This is a genomic window from Rhizobium sp. BR 317 (genome assembly GCF_047445835.1).
GTDB lineage: Bacteria > Pseudomonadota > Alphaproteobacteria > Rhizobiales > Rhizobiaceae > Rhizobium > Rhizobium paranaense.
This window is the reverse complement of record NZ_JARWLB010000013.1, coordinates 1-18,947: the sequence shown is the minus strand read 5'-3', so window position 1 is coordinate 18,947 and position 18,947 is coordinate 1. Positions and strand designations below refer to the sequence as shown.

The following is an 18,947-nucleotide window of genomic DNA, read 5'->3' as shown; positions in this document are numbered from 1 at the left end:
GACGCCGAGCCATGTCCTCCGATTTAGCCAGTAAATTGACCGATCCCGGCATGATTCTTGCCGTTTTCGTCGCGATTGCGGTCTTTGCTACCTTCTACACGATCGCCGTGCCCTTCCTGGAGCGCGGTGATCTCAACAAGCGCATGAAGGCCGTTTCCACCGAGCGCGAACAAATCCGCGCCCGGGAACGCGCCCGCTTGACGGCCGACGGCGGCAAGGCGTCGCTGCGCAGCCAGAACAACCGCAATGTCCGTCAGATCGTCGAGCGCTTCAATCTCCGCACGGCCTTGGTCGATACCAACACGGTCAATCGGTTGCGGGCGGCCGGTCTGCGCTCGGAAAATGCGTTGAACATATTCCTGGTGGCGCGTTTTCTGCTGCCGTTCCTGTTTTTGATGGTTGCCGTCATTTTCGTTTTCGTCCTTGGCTACTTCGCTGCCAAGCCGTTCGCGTTTCGCCTTCTTGGCGTCATCGGCACCGCCTATCTCGGCTTTTATGCGCCGAATATCTATATTTCCAATCGCATGACCAAACGGCAGAAATCCATCAAGCGCGCCTGGCCGGATGGGCTCGACCTGATGCTGATCTGCGTGGAATCGGGCATTTCCATCGAAGCAGGCATGCGTCGCGTCTCCGAGGAAATGGCGGAGCAGTCGGCACCGCTCGCCGAAGAAATGGTGTTGACCACGGCGGAACTCTCGTTCCTGCAGGATCGCCGTAGCGCCTTCGACAACCTCGCCAGCCGTACGCAGATCGAAATCGTCAAATCGGTGACGCAGGCTCTGATCCAGGCCGAGCGTTACGGCACGCCCATCTCGCAGGCGCTGCGCGTGCTGGCGCAGGAAGGCCGCGACGAACGCATGAACGAAGCGGAAAAGAAGGCGGCCGCCCTGCCGCCAAAGCTGACCGTGCCGATGATCGTCTTCTTCCTGCCCGTCCTCATGGCCGTTATCCTCGGCCCGGCGGCTATCCAGGTGATGGATAAATTCTGACATACAAACTTGCCGCCGGCGTAGGACGTGACTAGTTTCCAATCCTGCGTCACGGGCGATGAGATGGATGGTATCGGCGCGGGAGGAAAGCGCCGCTCGCCCGGACGCTAGTCCGGGAGGATTTGCATGTMGTCCATAGCCATCTTTTTCAGCATCATCGCTGCGGTTTTCATTGGGGCGGTCAGTCCCGGCCCGAGTTTCGTTCTCGTTTCCCGCATCGCCGTTTCCCGGTCGCGCAAGGCGGGCCTTGCCGCCGCTCTCGGCATGGGCGTGGGCAGTGTTACCTTCGCGACCTTGGCCTTGTTCGGCTTGAATGCGCTTCTGATGCAAGTCGAATGGCTGTATCTCTCGCTGAAGGTCGCCGGCGGCCTGTATCTGATCTATATCGGCATTCGCATTTGGCGCGGCGCGGCACATGACGTCGCTATCGACACCCCTGCCACCCCGAGCGGCGGGAGTATCCGGCGCAATTTCTGGTTCGCGCTTGGAACGCAGCTCAGCAATCCGAAGACGGCCATCTTCTACGGCAGCATCTTTGCCGCGCTTCTCCCCGCGCAGCCCGTTGCATGGCTGATTTTCGCTTTGCCGCCGGCCGTCTTCGCCATCGAGGTGGGCTGGTACACGGTGGTGACCATCGCCTTTTCATCGAACCGTCCACGCGCGCTCTATCTCGGGGCGAAGCTCTGGATCGACAGGGTCGCAGGCGCCGTCATGGGAGCGCTCGGCGCCCGGCTAGTCACGGAAGGCCTGCCGCGTCACATCTGGCGCTAAAAGGTTTAGTTGACCGCTTTCTTGGCGTCGCCGGCAGCGAGCTTCTGCCAGGAATTCTGCTGCGCCAGCATGGAGCGCAGATAAGCGACATTGGCGTTGGCCTGCTGCGCTGTCAGTTCCTGGCGGGCGATCTGCTCGGCTTCGGCGAAGCGGCCCTGCAGCCCGACCACGAGAGCCAGGTTCTGGCGGACGCGGCTGTCGGCCGCCGGCTGAGCGACGGCGGAGCGAAGATAGGTCTCGGCGGACTTCAGATCGCCGGTCAGCACGTAGGACATGCCGAGATTGGAAAGGATCGACGGCTCGTTCGGCTGCAACACCAGGGCGTCGCGATATTTGCCGCGCGCCTCGGTCGAGCGCCCGAGCTGATCGAGGATCGCGCCTTCGGCCGAAACCAGCCGCCAATCCGGCCGGTCCGGCGTCTGCGCGCGATCGATGGTCGCGAGCGCGTCCTGGAGCTGCCCGGCGGCGGCTTGGGCCTTGCCGTAGGCAGCCAGCACGCCACGATCATTCGGATGTGCGATCGCCACCTGCTGCATGACCGCGAGCGCCTGATCGTTGCGGCCGCTCATGCGCAGCGCGTTGGCGTAGTTGACGCCGGTATCGCGGTCTTTCGGATTGGCGTCATAGGCTTTGCCAAGGCTAAGGGTCGCCTGCGCGAGATCCGAGCCGTTCATCTCTTCGACTGGCTTCTTCGACATCGTCGGGATGGAGCCGGTCGTCATTTTGTCTTTGCCGGTCGTCGAGCAGCCGGCGAGGGCAAGCGCCACGAGCGCTGCCGAAGCACTGTGGAGCAGGAAGGTCTTGAATGTAGACGAGGTTGACGAAGTGGCCATGGCGCCTATTCCCGGAATGCTTGAGTCCTGCGCCTGGCCTCAAATCGGAACAGGGAAAGGTTTGACGCAATGTTCGCTCCAGCAATAATCTGTTAACCCTAACAGACAGTTAATCTGCGATTCTCGGAAATCATTGCCAAAGGATAGTTATGGCCCCCTATCAATTCATCGAGCGTGCAAGTCCCTTCAACTCGAAGGGCGGTGCGACGTTGCCGATCTTTGCCGTCACTCCGGCGCATATCGAGACCGGCACCATCGATCCCATCGCGCTCGATTGGGCGCGTAAGGCCGGCTACAAGGCCGATAGCGGTTCGTTGCTATTGATTCCGACCGAGGAAGGCCATCTCGGCGGCGCATTGTTCGGCCTTGGCTCCAACCCTTCGGAACAGCCCTTCCTGACTGGCAGGCTGGCGCGCAACCTGCCGGCCGGCGATTGGCATATCGAGACCGCACCGCTCACGGCAAACCGGCTTTCGCTCGGCTTCGGCCTCGGCAGCTACCGGTTCGAGCGTTACAAATCGGAAAAGGCAACTCCGCCGACGCTGATGATCCCGCGCGACACGGACGCGACCGACATCAAGCGCCAGCTCGCCGGCGTCTTCCTTGCCCGCGACCTCATCAATACGCCGACGAACGATATGGGGCCGKAACAGCTAGAAGCAGCCTTCCGGGCACTCGCCGCACATTATAAGGCGGATGTGTCCGTCATCGTCGGCGATGACCTCCTGAAGGAGAATTTCCCGCTGGTTCATACAGTCGGCCGCGCCAGCGCCGATGCGCCGCGCCTGCTGGAGCTGCGCTGGGGCAAAAAGGGTCATCGCCGCATTACCTTAGTCGGCAAGGGCGTCTGCTTCGACACCGGCGGCCTCGATATCAAGCCTGCATCTTCCATGCTGCTGATGAAAAAGGATATGGGCGGCGCCGCCAACGTCATGGGCCTGGCGCTGATGATCATGGACGCCAAGCTGAAGGTCGATCTGCGCGTCATCATTCCGGTCGTCGAAAACTCGATTTCGTCCAATGCCTTCCGTCCCGGCGACATCTACAAGAGCCGCAAGGGCCTGACCGTGCAGATCGACAATACCGACGCCGAAGGCCGTCTGATCCTCGCCGACGCACTGTCCTATGCCGACGAAGAAGTGCCCGATCTGTTGATCGACATGGCGACGCTGACCGGTGCAGCCCGTGTCGCGCTTGGCCCGGACCTGCCACCCTTCTTTACGGATGATGACGATCTCGCCCGCGATCTCACCGAAGCGAGCCTCGAGACCGACGACCCGCTGTGGCGCATGCCGCTCTATATGGGCTACGACAAGGATATCCGTGCCAAATTCGCCGATATCACCAACGCCCCCGCCGGTGGCATGGCAGGCTCGATCACCGCTGCCCTGTTCCTCAAGCGCTTCGTGACGAAAACGCCGAGCTGGGCGCATTTCGACATCTTCGGCTGGGCACAGAGCGAACGCCCGCATTCGCCGGGCGGCGGCGAGGCGCAGGCGATCCGGGCGCTGTATCATCATATCCGGCAGAGTGTGCGGTAGAGGCCTATAGTCCCCTCTCCCCGCATCGCGGGGAGAGGGTTAGGGTGAGGGGCCAGGCACAAAAGCACGACAACGGCGGACTGGCCTGACCATCACCGATAACCGGTCCGAAAAGACGGAGATTCCCGTTTTGGGGTTGCTTTCGAGAAAGCCCCTCATCCGAGCCCTCGACCTTTCGCTCCGCTCTATGTCTCGGTCCCACCTTCTCCCCGCATCGCGGGGCGAAGGTTGGCGAATTCCCCTTGAAACCGCCATGATCTTGGCCGAGACTGAAACGGTAGCGTAACGATCTCCGAGGTTGCCCTTGCCGCTTGAACTCTCTGCCTCGCAGGCTCTTGGCCTCTGGCAAGGCGTGGCGCTCGAGCAGGTGCGTCGCGAGGGTCATGATCTGACGCTTCGGCAGATGGCGATCCTCCTGCAGATCTATCTCGTGCCGCCACCGCATACGGTGCGGGGGCTCGCCGCAACGCTTGGCGTAACCAAGCCGGTCATCACCCGTGCCCTGGACACGATGGGTGAGATGGGGCTGGTCGACCGCGTCCGCGACGAGCGTGATCGCCGCAATGTCATCATCAAGCGTACTGTCTCAGGCGCGCTCTATCTGGAAAAGCTCGGTGATCTCGTCATCGAGCAAGGCCGCAAACTATCAGTCTAGAGCAGTTCAGCGCTTCACGGAATCGCTGAACTGCTCTATCTCTTTGTTTTCACGCAATTACGGACGGAAAGCGGCTCACGCACTTTTCCTGGAATTGCTCTAGAGGACCATGCTCATGATGCTCGACCGCCGCCTCAACGCCTTTCGGCCCGATCTTGCCGAAGCCTCTCTGCGGGGCAAGGTCGAGGCCGACCGTTTTGTCGAGGGTACCAGGGCGCAGGTCGTCGCTCCCGTCGTCGCGCTTCGCCAGCAGCCGGATCTGGCGCGCGGCATCGATACCGAACTCTTGTTTGGCGAAGAGGTCGATGTCTTCGAGCGAAAGGATGGCTGGTGCTGGGTGAAAGCGTTGTCGGATGGTTATGTCGGCTATCTTCCCGAAAATACGATCCGGAGTGAACAGGCGCCACCCACTCATGTCGTTGTGACACAGCGGACGTTTCTCTATCCCGAGCCGGAGCTGCGCAAGCCCCATACCGATATCCTGTCCATGGGCAGCCGTGTGCGCGTCACCGGCACGGCCGAGACGCGGGGGAACCACTATGTCGTCCTCGAAGACGGCACGGCCATCTTCGCCAAGCATGTACAGCCGATCGGTTACAATGACGGCGGCGATTATGTCGATGTCGCCTTGCGGTTCCTGGAAACCCCCTATCTCTGGGGCGGTCGGTCCGGCCTCGGCATCGATTGCTCCGCACTGGTGCAGCTCGCATTGCTGATGACGGGCCGCGCCTCGCTGCGCGATACGGACATGCAGGCGGCTGGCCTCGGCGAACCGATCAGCCGCGAGGAATTGCGCCGCGGCGATTTCGTCTTCTGGAAAGGCCATGTCGCCATCATGGAAGACGAGAAAACCATCGTGCATGCCAACGGCCATACCATGACCACGGCGCGTGAAGATTTTGCCGCCGCCGTCGAGCGCATCGGCTGGCTCTATGAGCAGCCGACAGGCTACCGCCGCCTGGCGGGTTGAGAGCCGGCCGGAACCAGCCTGAATCTAAACCGTTATTTCCTCGATTGAACACCCGTCTTGTTCGAGAGGAGAAGCATCATGCCAATTACGGCGATGGAACAGGTGGTCAGGGATATCCTGCGCGACGCTCATCTGAGGCATAGTCGCAAGATCGATCGGCTCCGTGAGCTGCAAAGCGAAGCGTGCTGCATCCAGCGTGCCGGCAGCAAACGCATGATGAGCATAGATGATGGCCTTCAGGACGACCTACGCGTCATCGAAAAGGCGCTGCGCGATCTCAATGCCGACATGCCCGAAAAGGATGCCACCACCCGGTAGGCGATGGCACCCTCAGCTCGCTTCGAATAGGTATTTTTAGGGTGTGCGTGGCCGCGCGATCCAGATCCCGGCGATAATGACGATACCGCCGAGGGCCTGTATCAGCGTGACGTTTTCGCTGAACAGGAACCAGGCGAAAAGCGCGGCTGCGATCGATTCCAGGAAAATGACGAGCGAGGAAAAGACGGTTGGCAGCTTTCCAAGCGCCACCGAGAGCAGCCCCTGTCCGCCGGCATGGCTGATAAGGCCGAGCGCCAGAAGCACGCACCATCCCGAGATCGACTGCGGCAATATCCGCGGTTCGAAGAAGAAGGCGGCGAGGAATAGGATCGCCGAGGTCATGATGCTGAGCTCGAAGGTGACGCGCGCGGCATTTGTGTTTGGACGCGCCGTGCCGACCGCCAGAAAATAGAGGCCGAAAAAGGCGCCGGTAATGATAGCCAGCGCATCGCCGACGGCGCGGCTTGGATTGAATGCAAGGCTTTGCGCCACAAGCGCCGCACCGCCTGCAAGGCAGACCAGAAGGCCAACAAGCGTGGCACGATCAACCCTCTGCCGCAGTAGAAGCCAGCCGAAAATGACGACCCACAGCGGCGCCATGGTTGCGAAGAACGTCGCATTGGCAATGGTCGTCTGCATGATGGCGAGGTGCCAGAAGAGCAGGTCACCCGTAAAGGCGATGGCGGCGAGAATGGTCGGTATCGTAAAGCTGGCGCGAGGCGCCGTGACGTCCGCAACCTCCGCATATCGCATCCAGATCCAAAGGATCGGCAAGGCCAGGAAGACACGCCAGAATGCGCTGGCGAAAGGTCCGACGTCGGCCAGACGGACGAGGCTTGGGGAGATGCTCATGGCGAGCGCCGCAAGGAGCATCGCCACGACGCCGAAAAAGAACTCTTTCGAGCCGTCGGAACCTGCCTTGCCGGCGGCAGAGTGGTTTGCATTCGCCGTCTCGCCAAGATCTGCGGCGCGCATATCGTATTCAGTGTCCGGTTGTGACATTCTCGTGCCTTTGCAAGTCAGGTAATTTGTGGCGCAAAGCTAATACAGGCGGAAAGAGGATTTGGCTCCATTTTGATGGTTTTCATGCAATTTTGTTTCTTCTTTGCGGTAAGGATGTTTTGAAATGCGCAAACCCGTCGATCTCGATGAATTCGACCTGGCGATTCTCGAAATCCTCCAAAAGGACAACGCTGTTCCGCAGCGCAAGATTGGTGAACTGGTCAATCTGTCTGCGCCTGCCGTGCAGCGGCGCATCAAGCGCATGCAGGCGAGTGGCGTCATTCAGGCTGACATCGTCGTTGTCGATCCGGCAGCCGTGGGTTTGCCGATTACCATCATCGTCGAGGTCCATATCGCAAACGAGCGTTATGACCTTGTCAATGCGATAAAGCGCAGCTTCCTGGAGGCGCCGGAAGTTCAGCAATGCTATCAGGTCACCGGCGAAGCGGATTTCGTGCTTGTCGTCGTCGTGGCCAGCATGTCCGACTACGAGGCGCTGACGCGGCGTCTGTTCTACGACAATCCGAATGTCACGAAGTTCAAATCGCTCGTCACCATGGACCGGGTGAAGATCGGTCTTTCCGTGCCATTGGTGCGGGATTAGCCGACTATCTATGCCTGCTGTTCATCCCGGCCGCTTCGGCCAGTTCGTGACCCCGCCGGTCCATGTCTCATAGGCATTCGACAGTTTCAGCACCAACAGATCGCCGAAGCGCGGGCCGATGATCTGCAGGCCGATCGGCATGCCGGAGCGGGAGAAGCCGCAATTGATCGACGCGGCCGGCTGCTCCGACATGTTCCAGGGAACAGTAAAGCCGATATGCTCGAAGGGCAGGGCAGGGTCGTTGGTGGGCGAGGCCCATTCGGCGGAATAGGAGACGATCGGGTTGGTCGGCGAAAGCACGACGTCCACCTCTGCGAAGAGCCTTCCGCAACTCCTACGCATCTCGATGGTCTGATTAAAGCCGCGCACGGCATCGACGCCACTGATATCGGCGCCACCCTTCGCCCAGCTATGGATATAGGGCAGGATGCTGTTGCGGCGTTCCTCGCTCAATCCGACGATATCGCCCCAGAAACGCGCGCGCCAGAAGGCATCAAGCCCGTCCAGCATCTGCCGGGTCAGCACCGGCGCGACGTCGATGATGATGGCGCCGGCCGCCTCGAAACGCTTGGCGGCGGCAACGACCGCGTCGCGCACTTCGTCCTCGACGGGCAGGCCGCAGCCTGCCTCCAGCATCAAGCCGATCTTCATGCCACGGATATCGATGCCGAGATCCATCCAGTCGATCTCGTTTGGCGGCAGGCTGGTGCAGTCGCGCCAGTCGGGACGCGAGAGCGTCGCCATGGAAAAGGCGGCATCCTCGACGGTGCGGGTCATCGGTCCGGCGCATCGCCCGAGATAATAGGGATCGATCGGAATGCGGCCATGGCTCGGCTTGAAGCCGAAAATGCCGGTCCAGCCCGCCGGCAGGCGTATCGAGCCGCCGATATCGGTGCCGATATGCAGCGGTCCATAGCCGGCTGCGGCTGCGGCGGATGCGCCGGCGCTGGAGCCGCCCGGATTCCGCGAGGGGTCCCACGGATTGCGGCTGAGCTGGTGGAAGCTGGAAAGGCCGGAGGAGAGCATGCCGTAATCCGGGCAGGTGGTCTTGGCGAAAATCACTGCGCCATCCTCGCGCAGGCGCGCGGCGATCGGCGCATCCTCGGCGGCGGGAATGAGCTCGACCGCGGCCGTGCCAAGCGGTACCGGCTGCCCCTTGGTGGCGATCAGTTCCTTCAGCGTCACCGGAATGCCGTCGAGAGGTCCAAGCGGCGCGCCCTTTGCCCAGCGCTCCGTGGACGCGGCCGCCTGCCTGCGCGCATCCTCGGGATCATAGGCATAGAGAGCCGATATTGTCGGTTCCCACGCCTCGATATGCTTTTCGAGTGCAAGCCAATATTCGGTGGGAGACAGGCTCTTCTCAGTGAATTTGCCTTTGAGTTCGTGGATGGAAAGATCGGTCGCTTCGGTCATGATCTATACTCTTTATGTCTCAATCAGCGTGTCGCTTCGCGGGGGTCGAGGAGATCGCGTAGCCCGTCGCCAAGCAGGTTGAAGCCGAGGACGGAGAGCGCGATGGCAAGGCCTGGCAGCAGGGCCAGCCACGGCGCGGCCTGGAAATAGGTCTGCGCGTCAGCAAGCATCCGCCCCCAGGTCGGCGCCGGCGGCGGCACGCTGAGGCCCAGGTAGGCAAGCCCGGCCTCGGTCAGGATCGCGAGGCCAAGCTGGATCGTCGCCTGAACGATGATGCTACCCATGATGTTCGGCAGGACATGGCGGACCGTAATGGCAAGCTGCGTATTGCCGATGGCGCGCGCCGCCAGCACATAATCCCGGCTCCAGGCCTGCAGCGCCGAAGCGAGTGCGCCGCGGGCAAATACGGGCACCATGAAGACGGCAATCGCGATAATGGCGGTTTCGCGCCCGGTTCCGAGAAATGCGCCGAGGATCATCGCCGAGAGGATTGGCGGCAATGCGAAGATCACGTCACAGGCCCGCATGACGAGCGCTTCGAGCAGGCCCCGTTGCGCAGCGACGGTAACGCCGATGATTGTTCCGAGCGTCCCGCCGATCGCAACGGCAGAAACGGAGATCGACAGCGAATTCCAGCAGCCGGCCATCAGCATCGACAATACGTCGTGGCCAAGCTGATCGGTGCCGAGAAGGCCGAAGCCGAAAGGTGGTAGCAGCTTGTGGATGATCTGCATCTTCGCCGGCGGTACAGGCGTCCAGAACAGCGAGACGATGGCGACGCAGACGAGGGCGACGATGATCAGGGCGCCGAGCATGAGGTTCGTGCGCCGCAGCACCCGAAAACGGGAGCGACGTGGCAGGGCAGGGGCGACGGTTTCGACGATGTTCATCGTGCCCCTCCGGCGCGCAGTCTGGGGTCGATGGCGAGATAGGAGAGATCCACCAGAAAGTTCACGACGATGACGAGGCCGGCAAAGAACAGCACGACGTCCTGAAGCACGATGACATCACGCTGGCTGAGCGCCTGATAGGCGAGGCGACCGAGGCCAGGCAGGGTGAAGACATTCTCGATCAGCACGGCGCCTGCAACCAGAAAGGTGAACTGCAGCCCGAGGATGGTGAGCACCGGCACCAGCGCATTCGGCACCACATGCCCCCAGAGCACGCCGCTGCGCGACAGGCCCTTGGCGACTGCCGTGCGGGCAAAATCCTCATGCAGCGTGTCGAGTACGGCCGAGCGAGTAACCCTGGTCAATACCGCCGCCTGCGGCAGAGCCAGCGCGACAGCCGGCAGCACGAGCGATTTCAAGGCGGGCCAAACTCCGTTGCTCCAGCCAGGAAAGCCGCCGGCCGGCGCCAAGCCGAGCGAGGTGGCAAACAGGAGGATCAGCAGCAGGCCGACCCAGAAGCCCGGAACGGCGATACCCATCTGTGAAAACAAGGTGGCGACCATGTCGAAGAAGCCGCCGCGTCTTGCGGCGGCGGCGGCGCCAAGCGGCACGGCGACGAGCATGGAAAGGATGATGGCGAGGATGGCAAGCGGCAACGTTACGGCCAGCCGCTCGATGATGAGACCGGCGACCGGCACGCCGTAAGTATAGGATTTGCCGAGATCGCCCGTCAGCGCGCCGGCAAGCCATTGGCCGTAGCGAATGAACAATAGTCGATCGAGGCCCATGTCGTGCCGCAGCGCCGCAAGCGTCTCCGGCGTCGCCGAGGTGCCGAGCGTGATGGCGGCGGGATCGCCCGGCAGCAGGGCCATCACCGTAAAGACCAGCAACGAAACGGCGATCAGGGTCAGGATAAGACCTATGATCCGGCGGGTAAGAAGTACGATCATTGCATGTCCACCGCCGGATCAGGTCCGGCATCGAAACATTTCACGGCGGGCGAAGGGGTCCGCCCTGCCGTGTGTGCGGGAGTGAAAGAGATCAGTCTTCCCAGGAGACGTTGGCCAAGACATTCGAGGGGATCGGCTCGTTCTCCCAGAGCCCTTTCAGCTTCTTGTCCCAGACCCCGAGTTTCGGCATGACGAAGAGGAAGAGCGCGGGGGCATCCTCGGCAAGAATGCTTTGCGCCTCGCCATAGAGCTTGTTCTGCACAGCAGGATCGGCGGTTAGCTGGATCTTCTTCATCAGCTCGTTGAAGACCGGGTTCTTATAATTGAAATAATAGGGTTCGCGCGAATAKATGTCGATGTCCAGTGGCTCGGCATGGGCTACGATGGTCATGTCGTAGTCGCGGCCGGTGAAGACGTCCTGCACCCATTTTGCCGGGAATTCCGTCGGCTCAATATTCATGGTGACGCCGATATCGGCAAACATCGCCTGCATCACCTGGGCGCTACGGGGCGCATAGGCCATCTGCGGCGTCTTGATGGTGAAGGTGAAGCCGTTGGGATAGCCTGCCTCGGCAAGCAGCGCCTTGGCCTTGGCTGGGTCATAGGGCAATGTCCCCGTCAGGTCCTGATATCCCGGGTCGTTCGGCGTGTAGTGGCTGCCGATCGCCGTGCCGAAACCGGACCAGGCGCCCTCGATGATCGTCTTGCGATCGAGCGCTATCATCAGGGCTTGGCGCACGCGCTTATCGTCGAAGGGTTTGCGCGTGTTGTTCATGCCGGCGACGACTTTGAGTTCGGTATTGCCGACCTTGGTCATCAGTCGCGCATCGCCGTCGAAAGAGCTCATCAGCTCGGGTGCGGCGAATTCCGGAAATGCATCGAGGTCGCCGGCCTTCAGGGCTGCGGCTTCCGCCTGCGGATCGGAAATGAAGCGGAAGGTCACCTTGTCGAGCTTCACGTCGACGGATTTGTTCCAGTAGTCCGGATTCTTTACGAGCTCCACATGGTCGCCCTTGCCCCAGGCCGAGAATTTAAATGGGCCGGTGCCGACAGGCGTCGTCTTGTCGTCGGCAGCAGATTTCGAGCCGACCATGACCGAAGACGGCCAGCCGAGCCAATAGAGCAGGCTGCCGGTCGGAGACGAGAGATGCAGCACCAGCGTTTCGGGGTCCGGCGTGTCGATCGAGGCGATGGTGGCGAAGAACCGTTTCTGCGGATTGACGGACTTGGCGTCGCGAGCGCGGTCGAGTGCGAATTTCGCCGTTGTTGCATCGAACGCCTCGCCGTCATGGAATTTGACGCCGGTCTGCAGCTTGAATGTATAGGTGAGGCCGTCGGGAGAAATATCCCAGCTTTTCGCGAGCTGCGGAACGATCTTGCCGCTTTCGTCGATGGCGACCAGCCCTTCGAAGATATTTTGCCAGGTGACTTGGCCGATCGCGACAGGCGCAGCGATCGTCGGATCGAGGCCTGTGGGTTCGACGCTCATGCCGATGTTCAGCGTCGTCTTGGCTGCTTCCGCCGGCGCCATGCCGAGCATCAGCAGCCCAGCAGACATCGCGGCACCATAGGCAAGACGGCGTGCAAAATCGCTGAGCCTCAGACGTAAAATTTTGGTCATCTCAGTTCCCTTGCTGCGGCTCGCGATACCGATTTTCCCTTCGGCATACGGCCAATTTTTCAAAATAGCGTCATCTTGCAGGGTCGAAATAGATCAGCGCCCGGGTCTACGTGGGCAAAACTCCGGTTAGGTCACGCGATCCGGAAAGCGGTCCCGCCAGGCCGGCAGCGCGCCCTGGACCGGCAGCGCCGTCGCCTCATAGACGCCCCGGGCAACGGCGCGCGCCATGACGATGGCGGCGAGATGGCAGAGTTCCATGAAGCTTTGCAGGTCAGCTCTTTCGTGCTTGCCCGTCGACGCGGCGAAAACCGTGTCGCCGTCGAGCGGCAGATGCGCGGGCAACAGCGCACGGGCAAAGCCGTCATGGCCGCAGATCGACAGCCGGTGCGCTTCCGCCTTGGTCAATGCAGCGTCGGTAACGATGGCGCCGATCGTTGTTGCAGTAACATTCGCTCCCTTCAGCCTGAGGCGCGAGTCGATGGTTTCGGGCATGCCGAGGCCGCCGAATTCGCCGTCGATCTCGAAGGGTGCGGCCCAGAAATGCGGTCCTTCGCCTATGGTGGCAGAACCCAGCGCATTGACGGCGACGATGGCCGCGATCCTATGTCCCTGGCTGCTGACGGCGCTGGCTGAGCCGAGGCCGCCCTTGACCATCGCCGTCGTCGCGCCCGTGCCGGCACCCACGGTGCCGAGCGGGAAGGCGCCCTTGCCTGCCGCCTTGAAGGCGGCGTAACCCATATCGCGATAGGGCGAATGCAGGCCCCAATCCTTGTTGCCGCCATTGATGAGGTCGAAGAGGATCGCCTGCGGCACCAGCGGCACGCGGGCGGTGCCAACCTGCAGGCCGCGGCCGATATCGCGCAAGCCTGCCTGCACGCCGCCCGCCGCATCGAGCCCGAAGGCCGAGCCGCCCGACAGCACCAGCCCGTCGACCACACTGACCGTCATCGCCGGATCGAGCAATGCCGTGTCGCGTCCGCCCGGCGCGCCGCCGAGCACGGAGCAGGAGGCGACCGCAGGTTCCTCGAAGATGATGGCGGTGACACCGGAGCCCAGCGCAGGATCGGTGCAATGACCGACGGAGACGCCTTCGATATCGGTCAGAAGATTGAGGAGATCAGCCAATGAAAAATCCTTCGCCTTTCAAAGCGCGAGGTCGTCATGGCGATAGGATCGCAAAGAAAGGGAAAAGACAAGATGGGGTTGTCGAATGGGGGTACTGCTCGGGCCGACCCTCGTGGTTCGAGGCTCCGGCTTTCAGCCTGCGCACCTCGCCATGAGTGCGGAGCAAATGCGGCGATCGGACGAAGAGGCGTGCGAAAGATCGGCCAAAAAGATCAGCCCCCGCTCCGGGAGCGAAGCGTCCCTAAAAGAGCGAGGGCTGGTGATGTGATGAACTTGTGAAACAGCTAAACCGATCCATCAAACGTGGATCGGCTTGGCCTGTTGGCGGATGAGGAGATCGCGGATGGCGAGCTTGACCTCGTCCGCGCTTCTGAAACGCTGCTCGTCCAGATCGTGGACGTGGTATTTCACTGCGATAAACTTCAGCCGGTCTTCATCCGGAATGACGATGCCGACGGGAACGCCAGCATATTCGATGACTTGTTTCTTCATAAAAAATACTCCCTCCGCGCCCTAGCGGCGCAGACATGGCGAATTGACTGTTTGAATCCGATAAGGGGACGAACGTCACATTCGACAGCGCGGGCGGGAGAGTACGCCCGAGCGGTCATGGCCAAGCACGGACCGCCCAAGGATCGAAGCGATGACTACAGAGTTCAGCATGTCACTTCCTTAGTTGGCGTTGCACTTGTGTGAGCTCCGAGTGCGGAACCCGCGATCTGGTATGCTATTATCTACAAACTTAGTAGAGAATAACAATTTCATCTTCAGAAACATATTCCGAAAGATGTCAAAATGTCGGCGACCAGGAAAATAAAATTCCGTATCAGGCTGAATTGCGAGAAAGACTATATCAACTTCTCGCGACCCTCCCGTCCCGGAGCGGCATTGCCGATCACCGTCAGACAGATAGGAATTGCGATGAGATTCGACAATGCCCTCGGAGGATTAAAATCGCTCCGTCACCAAATCACCTCAATGGTTAACGCGGGGAATAACGGGCCTAAAAGCCGTCATTCAGCGCCTTTTCCAGGGCGTTGACGAAGAAATCGGCGCTTTCCGCCGAGAGGCAAAGCGGCGGTTTTATCTTCAACACATTCAGGTGATCGCCGGTCGGCTGCATGATGACGCCAAGCCCGAGCATCCGTTCGCAGATAGCGGCCGTCTCTTCCGTCGCGGGTGTCAGCGTCTCGTGATCGCGGACGAATTCGACGCCGAGATAGAGGCCCATGCCGTGCACGGCACCGATCAGCGGGAAATGGTCCATCAGCGCGATCAGCCCTGCCTTCAGGTGGTCGCCGATGATTCGGGCATTCTCCTGCAGGCCTTCGTCCGTCATGATGTCCAGCACGGTCAGGCCGACCACCGAGCTCACCGGACTGCCGCCGGCGGAGGAGAAGAAATAGCCCTCTTTCTCCAGTGATTCGGCAATCTCCCGCCTCGTGATAACGGCGCCGAGCGGATGGCCGTTGCCCATGCCCTTGGCGATGGTGATGATATCGGGCACGACGTCCTGGCTCTCGAAGCCCCAGAAATGATGGCCGAGCCGGCCGTAACCCACCTGCACCTCGTCGGCGATGCAAAGGCCGCCGCGCTGACGCACGGCCGCGTAGACATCGGCGAGATAGCCGCGCGGCAGGGCGATGCCCCCGGCGTTGCCGTAGACCGGTTCTGCGATGAAGCCGGCAAGACCCTCGCCCTTCTCGTCCACGCCCTCCAGCAGGGTCGTGACGCCAGCCATGTAGTCCACAGCCGAATCCGGACCGCGGAACGGGCCGCGATAGGTATTGGGCGAAACGAGCGGATGCACCCAGTCCGGACGCGTCGTCAACGCCCGTGGATTATCGGCAATGGAGGTGGAGACGGCATCGCTTGCCAGCGTCCAGCCGTGATAGGCCTCCAGCAGGCAAAGCATGTTTTTCTTGGCCGTATGCGCCCAGGCAAGCCGGATGGCGAGATCGTTGGCCTCTGAACCGCTGTTGACAAGGAAGACGCTGTCGAGAGCATCCGGCGCCAAGGCTGCCAGGCGCTCCGAAAATTCAGCAACGGCTGCGTAATGGAAGCGGGAATTGGTGTTGAGCCGTGACCATTGCCGCTCGATAGCCGCCGTCAGCCGTGGATGCGCATGGCCGAGCATGGTCACGTTGTTGACCATGTCGAGATAGGCGCGCCCTTCCGTGTCGAACACGAATTCATGCCAGCCACGCTCGATCTGCGGTGGAGCGTCGTAATAATGCTTTTGCGGCTTGGCAAAATGCGCTTCGCGTTGCGTAAGAAGTGCGGCGCTATCCAGTCGCGGCGCTTCGCAGGCCTGGCTGAGAAGCATGGCGGGCGAGGGGCAGAGGGTCGACCAGCCATCGGCCTGATCGGCGGTGGCAAAAAGCGGCGGCACCAGCCCCGGGACGCGGCAGAGCTGCACGCGCAGTCCCCCGATGGCCGAGCCCTCGCTGCCGATGGTGCCGACGATCGCCCCTTGCTCCACACCGGCGCCCTCTTCCAGAGTACACTCGACGCCATCAAGATGCAGGCTGACGGCTTCGCCGACCAGAACGAGATGTTGGCCGTTCCACTGGATGCGCCCGGCAAAGGGGGCTGTGACGGTAGTGCCGGCTGGCAGGCAGATATCGTTATGCAACGCGAAATTCTGCGGCGGCGTCATGCTGAGGAGATCGGCATGCGATAGACGGAATTCGCCGTAGCGGGTTGCAGCCGAGCCGGAGGCGATAGCCGCTTTGGCAAGCAACCGCCAGTCCATGTCGGGCTTCAGCCAGTTGCCGTCGAAAAAATGCGGGCTGGTCGCGGAAAGATCGACGGCGGCAATATGATCCGATGCGATATCCGGCAGCAATGCGGACCAGCCTTCGGTGGCGATTGGAGCGAGATCGATGCCTGCGGCCCGCAGGATCGCCGCTTCCATCACGTCCGGCTGCGCGCCGGTAGCGACGTCGAAAATCTCGCGCTCGAGTTCCAGATTGCCGCGTACATAGTCGTTGTCGGGGTCGATGGCGAGCTGCTTCTCGCCGCTGGCGGCAAGAATCACCGCGCGGGCGACGATCAGCGGCCAGAGCGCCTTCAATTCGGCCTCCCCGAGCGGATAGATCGCGTGATAGGCCTTGATGGCGGGGAGGATGTAGAAGGGATCGCCTTCTGCATGGTGGAGCAGCGAGGCGCAGGTGACGGCGAGGTCGCCCACCAGCCAGCCCTGGATGATGTCCCCGAAATCAATCACCCCATCCGGGATAGGCTGCCCATGCGCATCCGGGTGGCTGACGACATTGTCGCCAGTGACGTCGTGATGCACGGGCTGCACGCGTAGCCCGCTTGCAAGCGGCTGGATGCGCTTGACGGCCGCAACCATTGCCTTGGCGATGCGGTCGCGCGCTTCGTGATCGGTGATGGCCGACAAGAGCTGCACGGCAATCGGCCCGGCGCGGCGCAGGTCCCATTGCAGGCTGCGATGGAGGCCGGGATGTTCGAAATCAGCGAGATCGCGGGCGAGCCGCCCCGCGAGCGCACCCAGCGCGGAAACGGAGGCGGTGGGCAGGTGCTTGCGCCGCGTCAGCGATTGGCCGGGGAGATAGCTGAGCAGCCGGACGAGATAATCCTGCTCGCGAATGGTGACGACAAGAATGTCCCGGCCGTTCAGCGAGGGGATGATATTGGGTACGCGCGGCGCATCCGGTTTGGCATGCAGATGCCGGATGGCGGCGTTCTGCGCCTCCAGCTCGACCGTGTCGTATTCCGTCCGACAGATCTTCAGAACGTAGCTATTGTTACCGGCGTCGATGCGATAGTTGCGGTCCTGCTGGCTGCCGAGTTCGGTGATCGTTCCGGCCAGGCCATAATGCGTCTGCAAGATCTCCGCCGCCGCCTCCGGCGTGGTATCCGGTCTTGGCAGTTGCATACGATTGACGAGCGCGGCGTCGGTCATGGCACCCCCGGATGGTTCATCTGCATCGACACTAAACCATTCCGTCCAAAAGAAAATCACCGAAAGCGAATAGGATGATCTAACGTTAATACGGAAGATAGGCTCCCGATTGCGCTCGCCTAGAGTGCCATGCGTTCATTTGAACGCAGACTTCACTCAACCTCGATTGAATAGCTGCAGCCGGCGAGCGTCTTGCCGGGATGGTTGATATCGGTCGAGACATCGAGGGCAATGCGCGAGTGCAGGACCGTATCGGAATTCTCCAATTGCTCCTTTTTGGAGAATATCTCCCTTTCGGCAAGGAATTTGTCGAACCTGTCGACCGCGGCGGTGACATCCAATTGCTTGGCAATAGGATGTGGATCGGACTCGTTGAGCAGGGCAAGCGGGCCGGAGGAGGCAAAAGCGATCCTGTCGGTCTGTCGCCCGAAAACGCTAATCGGCTTTGCCAGCTTGAATTCCCGCAGCAGAAGGCTGTTTGAGGGCTGTTCGGTAATGCCGAACTGTCTCATCGCATCTTCGCTTTCCGGTCCGGTCAGCCACATGGCAAAGCTGTTATAGCTTTGCACGTCGTATGTCGTGCATTCGATCAGTTTAGTGAGATCGATCTTCGTAGGGTCTTCTTCCGAGGTCATCGCGGCAGTCGACACCTGTGTGCTCACAAGGATAGCAAGGGCCGAAAGCGGCAGGATTCTATCCAGATATGATCGCATTTTCCTCCTCCGCAACTTCCAAGCGACTCGATACCGGTCGCATTAAATCGCAATTTGGCGGGAAAAGGAAATAGTGGTCCTTCGGACCAAATCGCGCGCTTGCGAATGCCGCGTCATCGGGCGGCTTGAAACAGTCCGCCGGAACATCCGCCTGCAGGTGGACTGACCTGCAAGCGGATAGAATGCTTTGTCTTCAAAAAACTAAGGCGAGCGTTGCGCGTCTCAGCCCATGCGTTCCGACGCATAGCTTCCGGGGCTTGCCGGGAAGACGATGGTGCGGTTGCCGTTGAGGAAGGTGCGGTAGTGGATATGGGCATGGATGGCGCGGGCCAGCACCTGGCTTTCGACATCGCGGCCGATCGACACATAGTCTTCCGCCGACTGCGCATGCGTGATGCGCGCCGTGTCCTGCTCGATGATCGGGCCTTCGTCGAGATCGCCGGTGACGTAATGCGCCGTGGCCCCGATCAGCTTGACGCCGCGCTCATAGGCCTGCTTGTACGGATTGGCGCCCTTGAAGCTCGGCAGGAAGGAATGGTGGATGTTGATGATCTTGCCCGACATCTTCTTGCACAGCGCATCCGACAGCACCTGCATGTAGCGGGCAAGCACGATCAG

At 61.2% G+C, this 18,947-nt stretch carries 18 protein-coding genes; 7 read left to right on the top strand and 11 right to left on the bottom strand.

Annotated elements, in window-relative coordinates:
• Window positions 1-11: 11 nt before the first annotated feature.
• Both QD357_RS20085 and QD357_RS20080 read left to right on the top strand, forming a co-directional pair.
• Window positions 12-992: a type II secretion system F family protein gene (locus QD357_RS20085; protein WP_107106589.1), complete on the top strand. Its 981-nt coding sequence runs from the start codon at window positions 12-14 to the stop codon at window positions 990-992.
• Window positions 993-1,118: 126 nt separating this feature from the next.
• Window positions 1,119-1,763 carry a LysE family translocator gene (locus QD357_RS20080; protein ID WP_414124891.1) on the top strand — a complete coding sequence of 215 codons (645 nt, stop codon included), beginning with the start codon at window positions 1,119-1,121 and terminating at the stop codon, window positions 1,761-1,763.
• A gap of 5 nt (window positions 1,764-1,768) precedes the next feature.
• Here the strand turns inward: QD357_RS20080 and QD357_RS20075 are convergent, their stop codons facing one another.
• A complete protein-coding gene (locus tag QD357_RS20075; RefSeq protein WP_107106591.1) occupies window positions 1,769-2,596 on the bottom strand; it encodes a tetratricopeptide repeat protein in 828 nt (275 codons plus the stop codon).
• Window positions 2,597-2,745: 149 nt separating this feature from the next.
• On the opposite strand from QD357_RS20075, the gene QD357_RS20070 reads away from it, so the two are divergent.
• From QD357_RS20070 to QD357_RS20055, 4 genes are all read left to right on the top strand, one after another.
• Complete coding sequence (locus QD357_RS20070) at window positions 2,746-4,137, top strand: leucyl aminopeptidase family protein (protein ID WP_414124890.1); 1,392 nt, start codon at window positions 2,746-2,748, stop codon at window positions 4,135-4,137.
• A gap of 304 nt (window positions 4,138-4,441) precedes the next feature.
• Window positions 4,442-4,792 (top strand): MarR family transcriptional regulator, encoded by a 351-nt coding sequence (locus tag QD357_RS20065; RefSeq protein ID WP_107106593.1) that lies wholly within the window; start codon window positions 4,442-4,444, stop codon window positions 4,790-4,792.
• A 115-nt stretch (window positions 4,793-4,907) separates the two neighbouring features.
• The gene (locus QD357_RS20060; RefSeq protein ID WP_107106625.1) at window positions 4,908-5,762 is read left to right on the top strand and encodes an NlpC/P60 family protein; all 855 of its coding nucleotides are present in this window, start codon (window positions 4,908-4,910) and stop codon (window positions 5,760-5,762) included.
• Window positions 5,763-5,840: 78 nt separating this feature from the next.
• On the top strand, window positions 5,841-6,080 hold the full coding sequence (locus QD357_RS20055) for a hypothetical protein (protein WP_107106594.1): 240 nt from the start codon (window positions 5,841-5,843) through the stop codon (window positions 6,078-6,080).
• A gap of 36 nt (window positions 6,081-6,116) precedes the next feature.
• Here QD357_RS20055 and QD357_RS20050 read toward each other — a convergent pair whose 3' ends face one another.
• The gene (locus tag QD357_RS20050) at window positions 6,117-7,082 is read right to left on the bottom strand and encodes a DMT family transporter (protein WP_107106595.1); all 966 of its coding nucleotides are present in this window, start codon (window positions 7,080-7,082) and stop codon (window positions 6,117-6,119) included.
• Between the two features lie 124 nt (window positions 7,083-7,206).
• Here QD357_RS20050 and QD357_RS20045 point away from each other — a divergent pair, with 124 nt between their 5' ends.
• Window positions 7,207-7,686, top strand: a complete 480-nt coding sequence (locus tag QD357_RS20045; RefSeq protein WP_107106596.1) for an Lrp/AsnC family transcriptional regulator — start codon at window positions 7,207-7,209, stop codon at window positions 7,684-7,686.
• A 21-nt stretch (window positions 7,687-7,707) separates the two neighbouring features.
• Here the strand turns inward: QD357_RS20045 and QD357_RS20040 are convergent, their stop codons facing one another.
• From QD357_RS20040 to QD357_RS20000, 9 genes are all read right to left on the bottom strand, one after another.
• The gene (locus QD357_RS20040; RefSeq protein ID WP_107106597.1) at window positions 7,708-9,099 is read right to left on the bottom strand and encodes an amidase; all 1,392 of its coding nucleotides are present in this window, start codon (window positions 9,097-9,099) and stop codon (window positions 7,708-7,710) included.
• Window positions 9,100-9,122: 23 nt separating this feature from the next.
• Complete coding sequence (locus QD357_RS20035) at window positions 9,123-9,989, bottom strand: ABC transporter permease (RefSeq protein WP_107106598.1); 867 nt, start codon at window positions 9,987-9,989, stop codon at window positions 9,123-9,125.
• On the bottom strand, window positions 9,986-10,939 hold the full coding sequence (locus QD357_RS20030) for an ABC transporter permease (RefSeq protein ID WP_107106599.1): 954 nt from the start codon (window positions 10,937-10,939) through the stop codon (window positions 9,986-9,988). The genes QD357_RS20035 and QD357_RS20030 overlap by 4 nt, the downstream gene beginning before the upstream one ends.
• Window positions 10,940-11,030: 91 nt before the next feature.
• On the bottom strand, window positions 11,031-12,560 hold the full coding sequence (locus tag QD357_RS20025; protein ID WP_107106600.1) for an ABC transporter substrate-binding protein: 1,530 nt from the start codon (window positions 12,558-12,560) through the stop codon (window positions 11,031-11,033).
• 126 nt (window positions 12,561-12,686) lie between these two features.
• Window positions 12,687-13,685 carry a P1 family peptidase gene (locus QD357_RS20020; protein ID WP_107106601.1) on the bottom strand — a complete coding sequence of 333 codons (999 nt, stop codon included), beginning with the start codon at window positions 13,683-13,685 and terminating at the stop codon, window positions 12,687-12,689.
• A 297-nt stretch (window positions 13,686-13,982) separates the two neighbouring features.
• Window positions 13,983-14,177 carry a hypothetical protein gene (locus tag QD357_RS20015; protein WP_107106603.1) on the bottom strand — a complete coding sequence of 65 codons (195 nt, stop codon included), beginning with the start codon at window positions 14,175-14,177 and terminating at the stop codon, window positions 13,983-13,985.
• A 511-nt stretch (window positions 14,178-14,688) separates the two neighbouring features.
• Window positions 14,689-17,616: an aminotransferase gene (locus tag QD357_RS20010; protein ID WP_107106604.1), complete on the bottom strand. Its 2,928-nt coding sequence runs from the start codon at window positions 17,614-17,616 to the stop codon at window positions 14,689-14,691.
• Window positions 17,617-17,768: 152 nt separating this feature from the next.
• Window positions 17,769-18,329 (bottom strand): hypothetical protein, encoded by a 561-nt coding sequence (locus QD357_RS20005; protein WP_107106605.1) that lies wholly within the window; start codon window positions 18,327-18,329, stop codon window positions 17,769-17,771.
• A 222-nt stretch (window positions 18,330-18,551) separates the two neighbouring features.
• On the bottom strand, window positions 18,552-18,947 hold a 396-nt coding region (locus QD357_RS20000), incomplete at its 5' end, for a formyltetrahydrofolate deformylase (protein ID WP_414124889.1).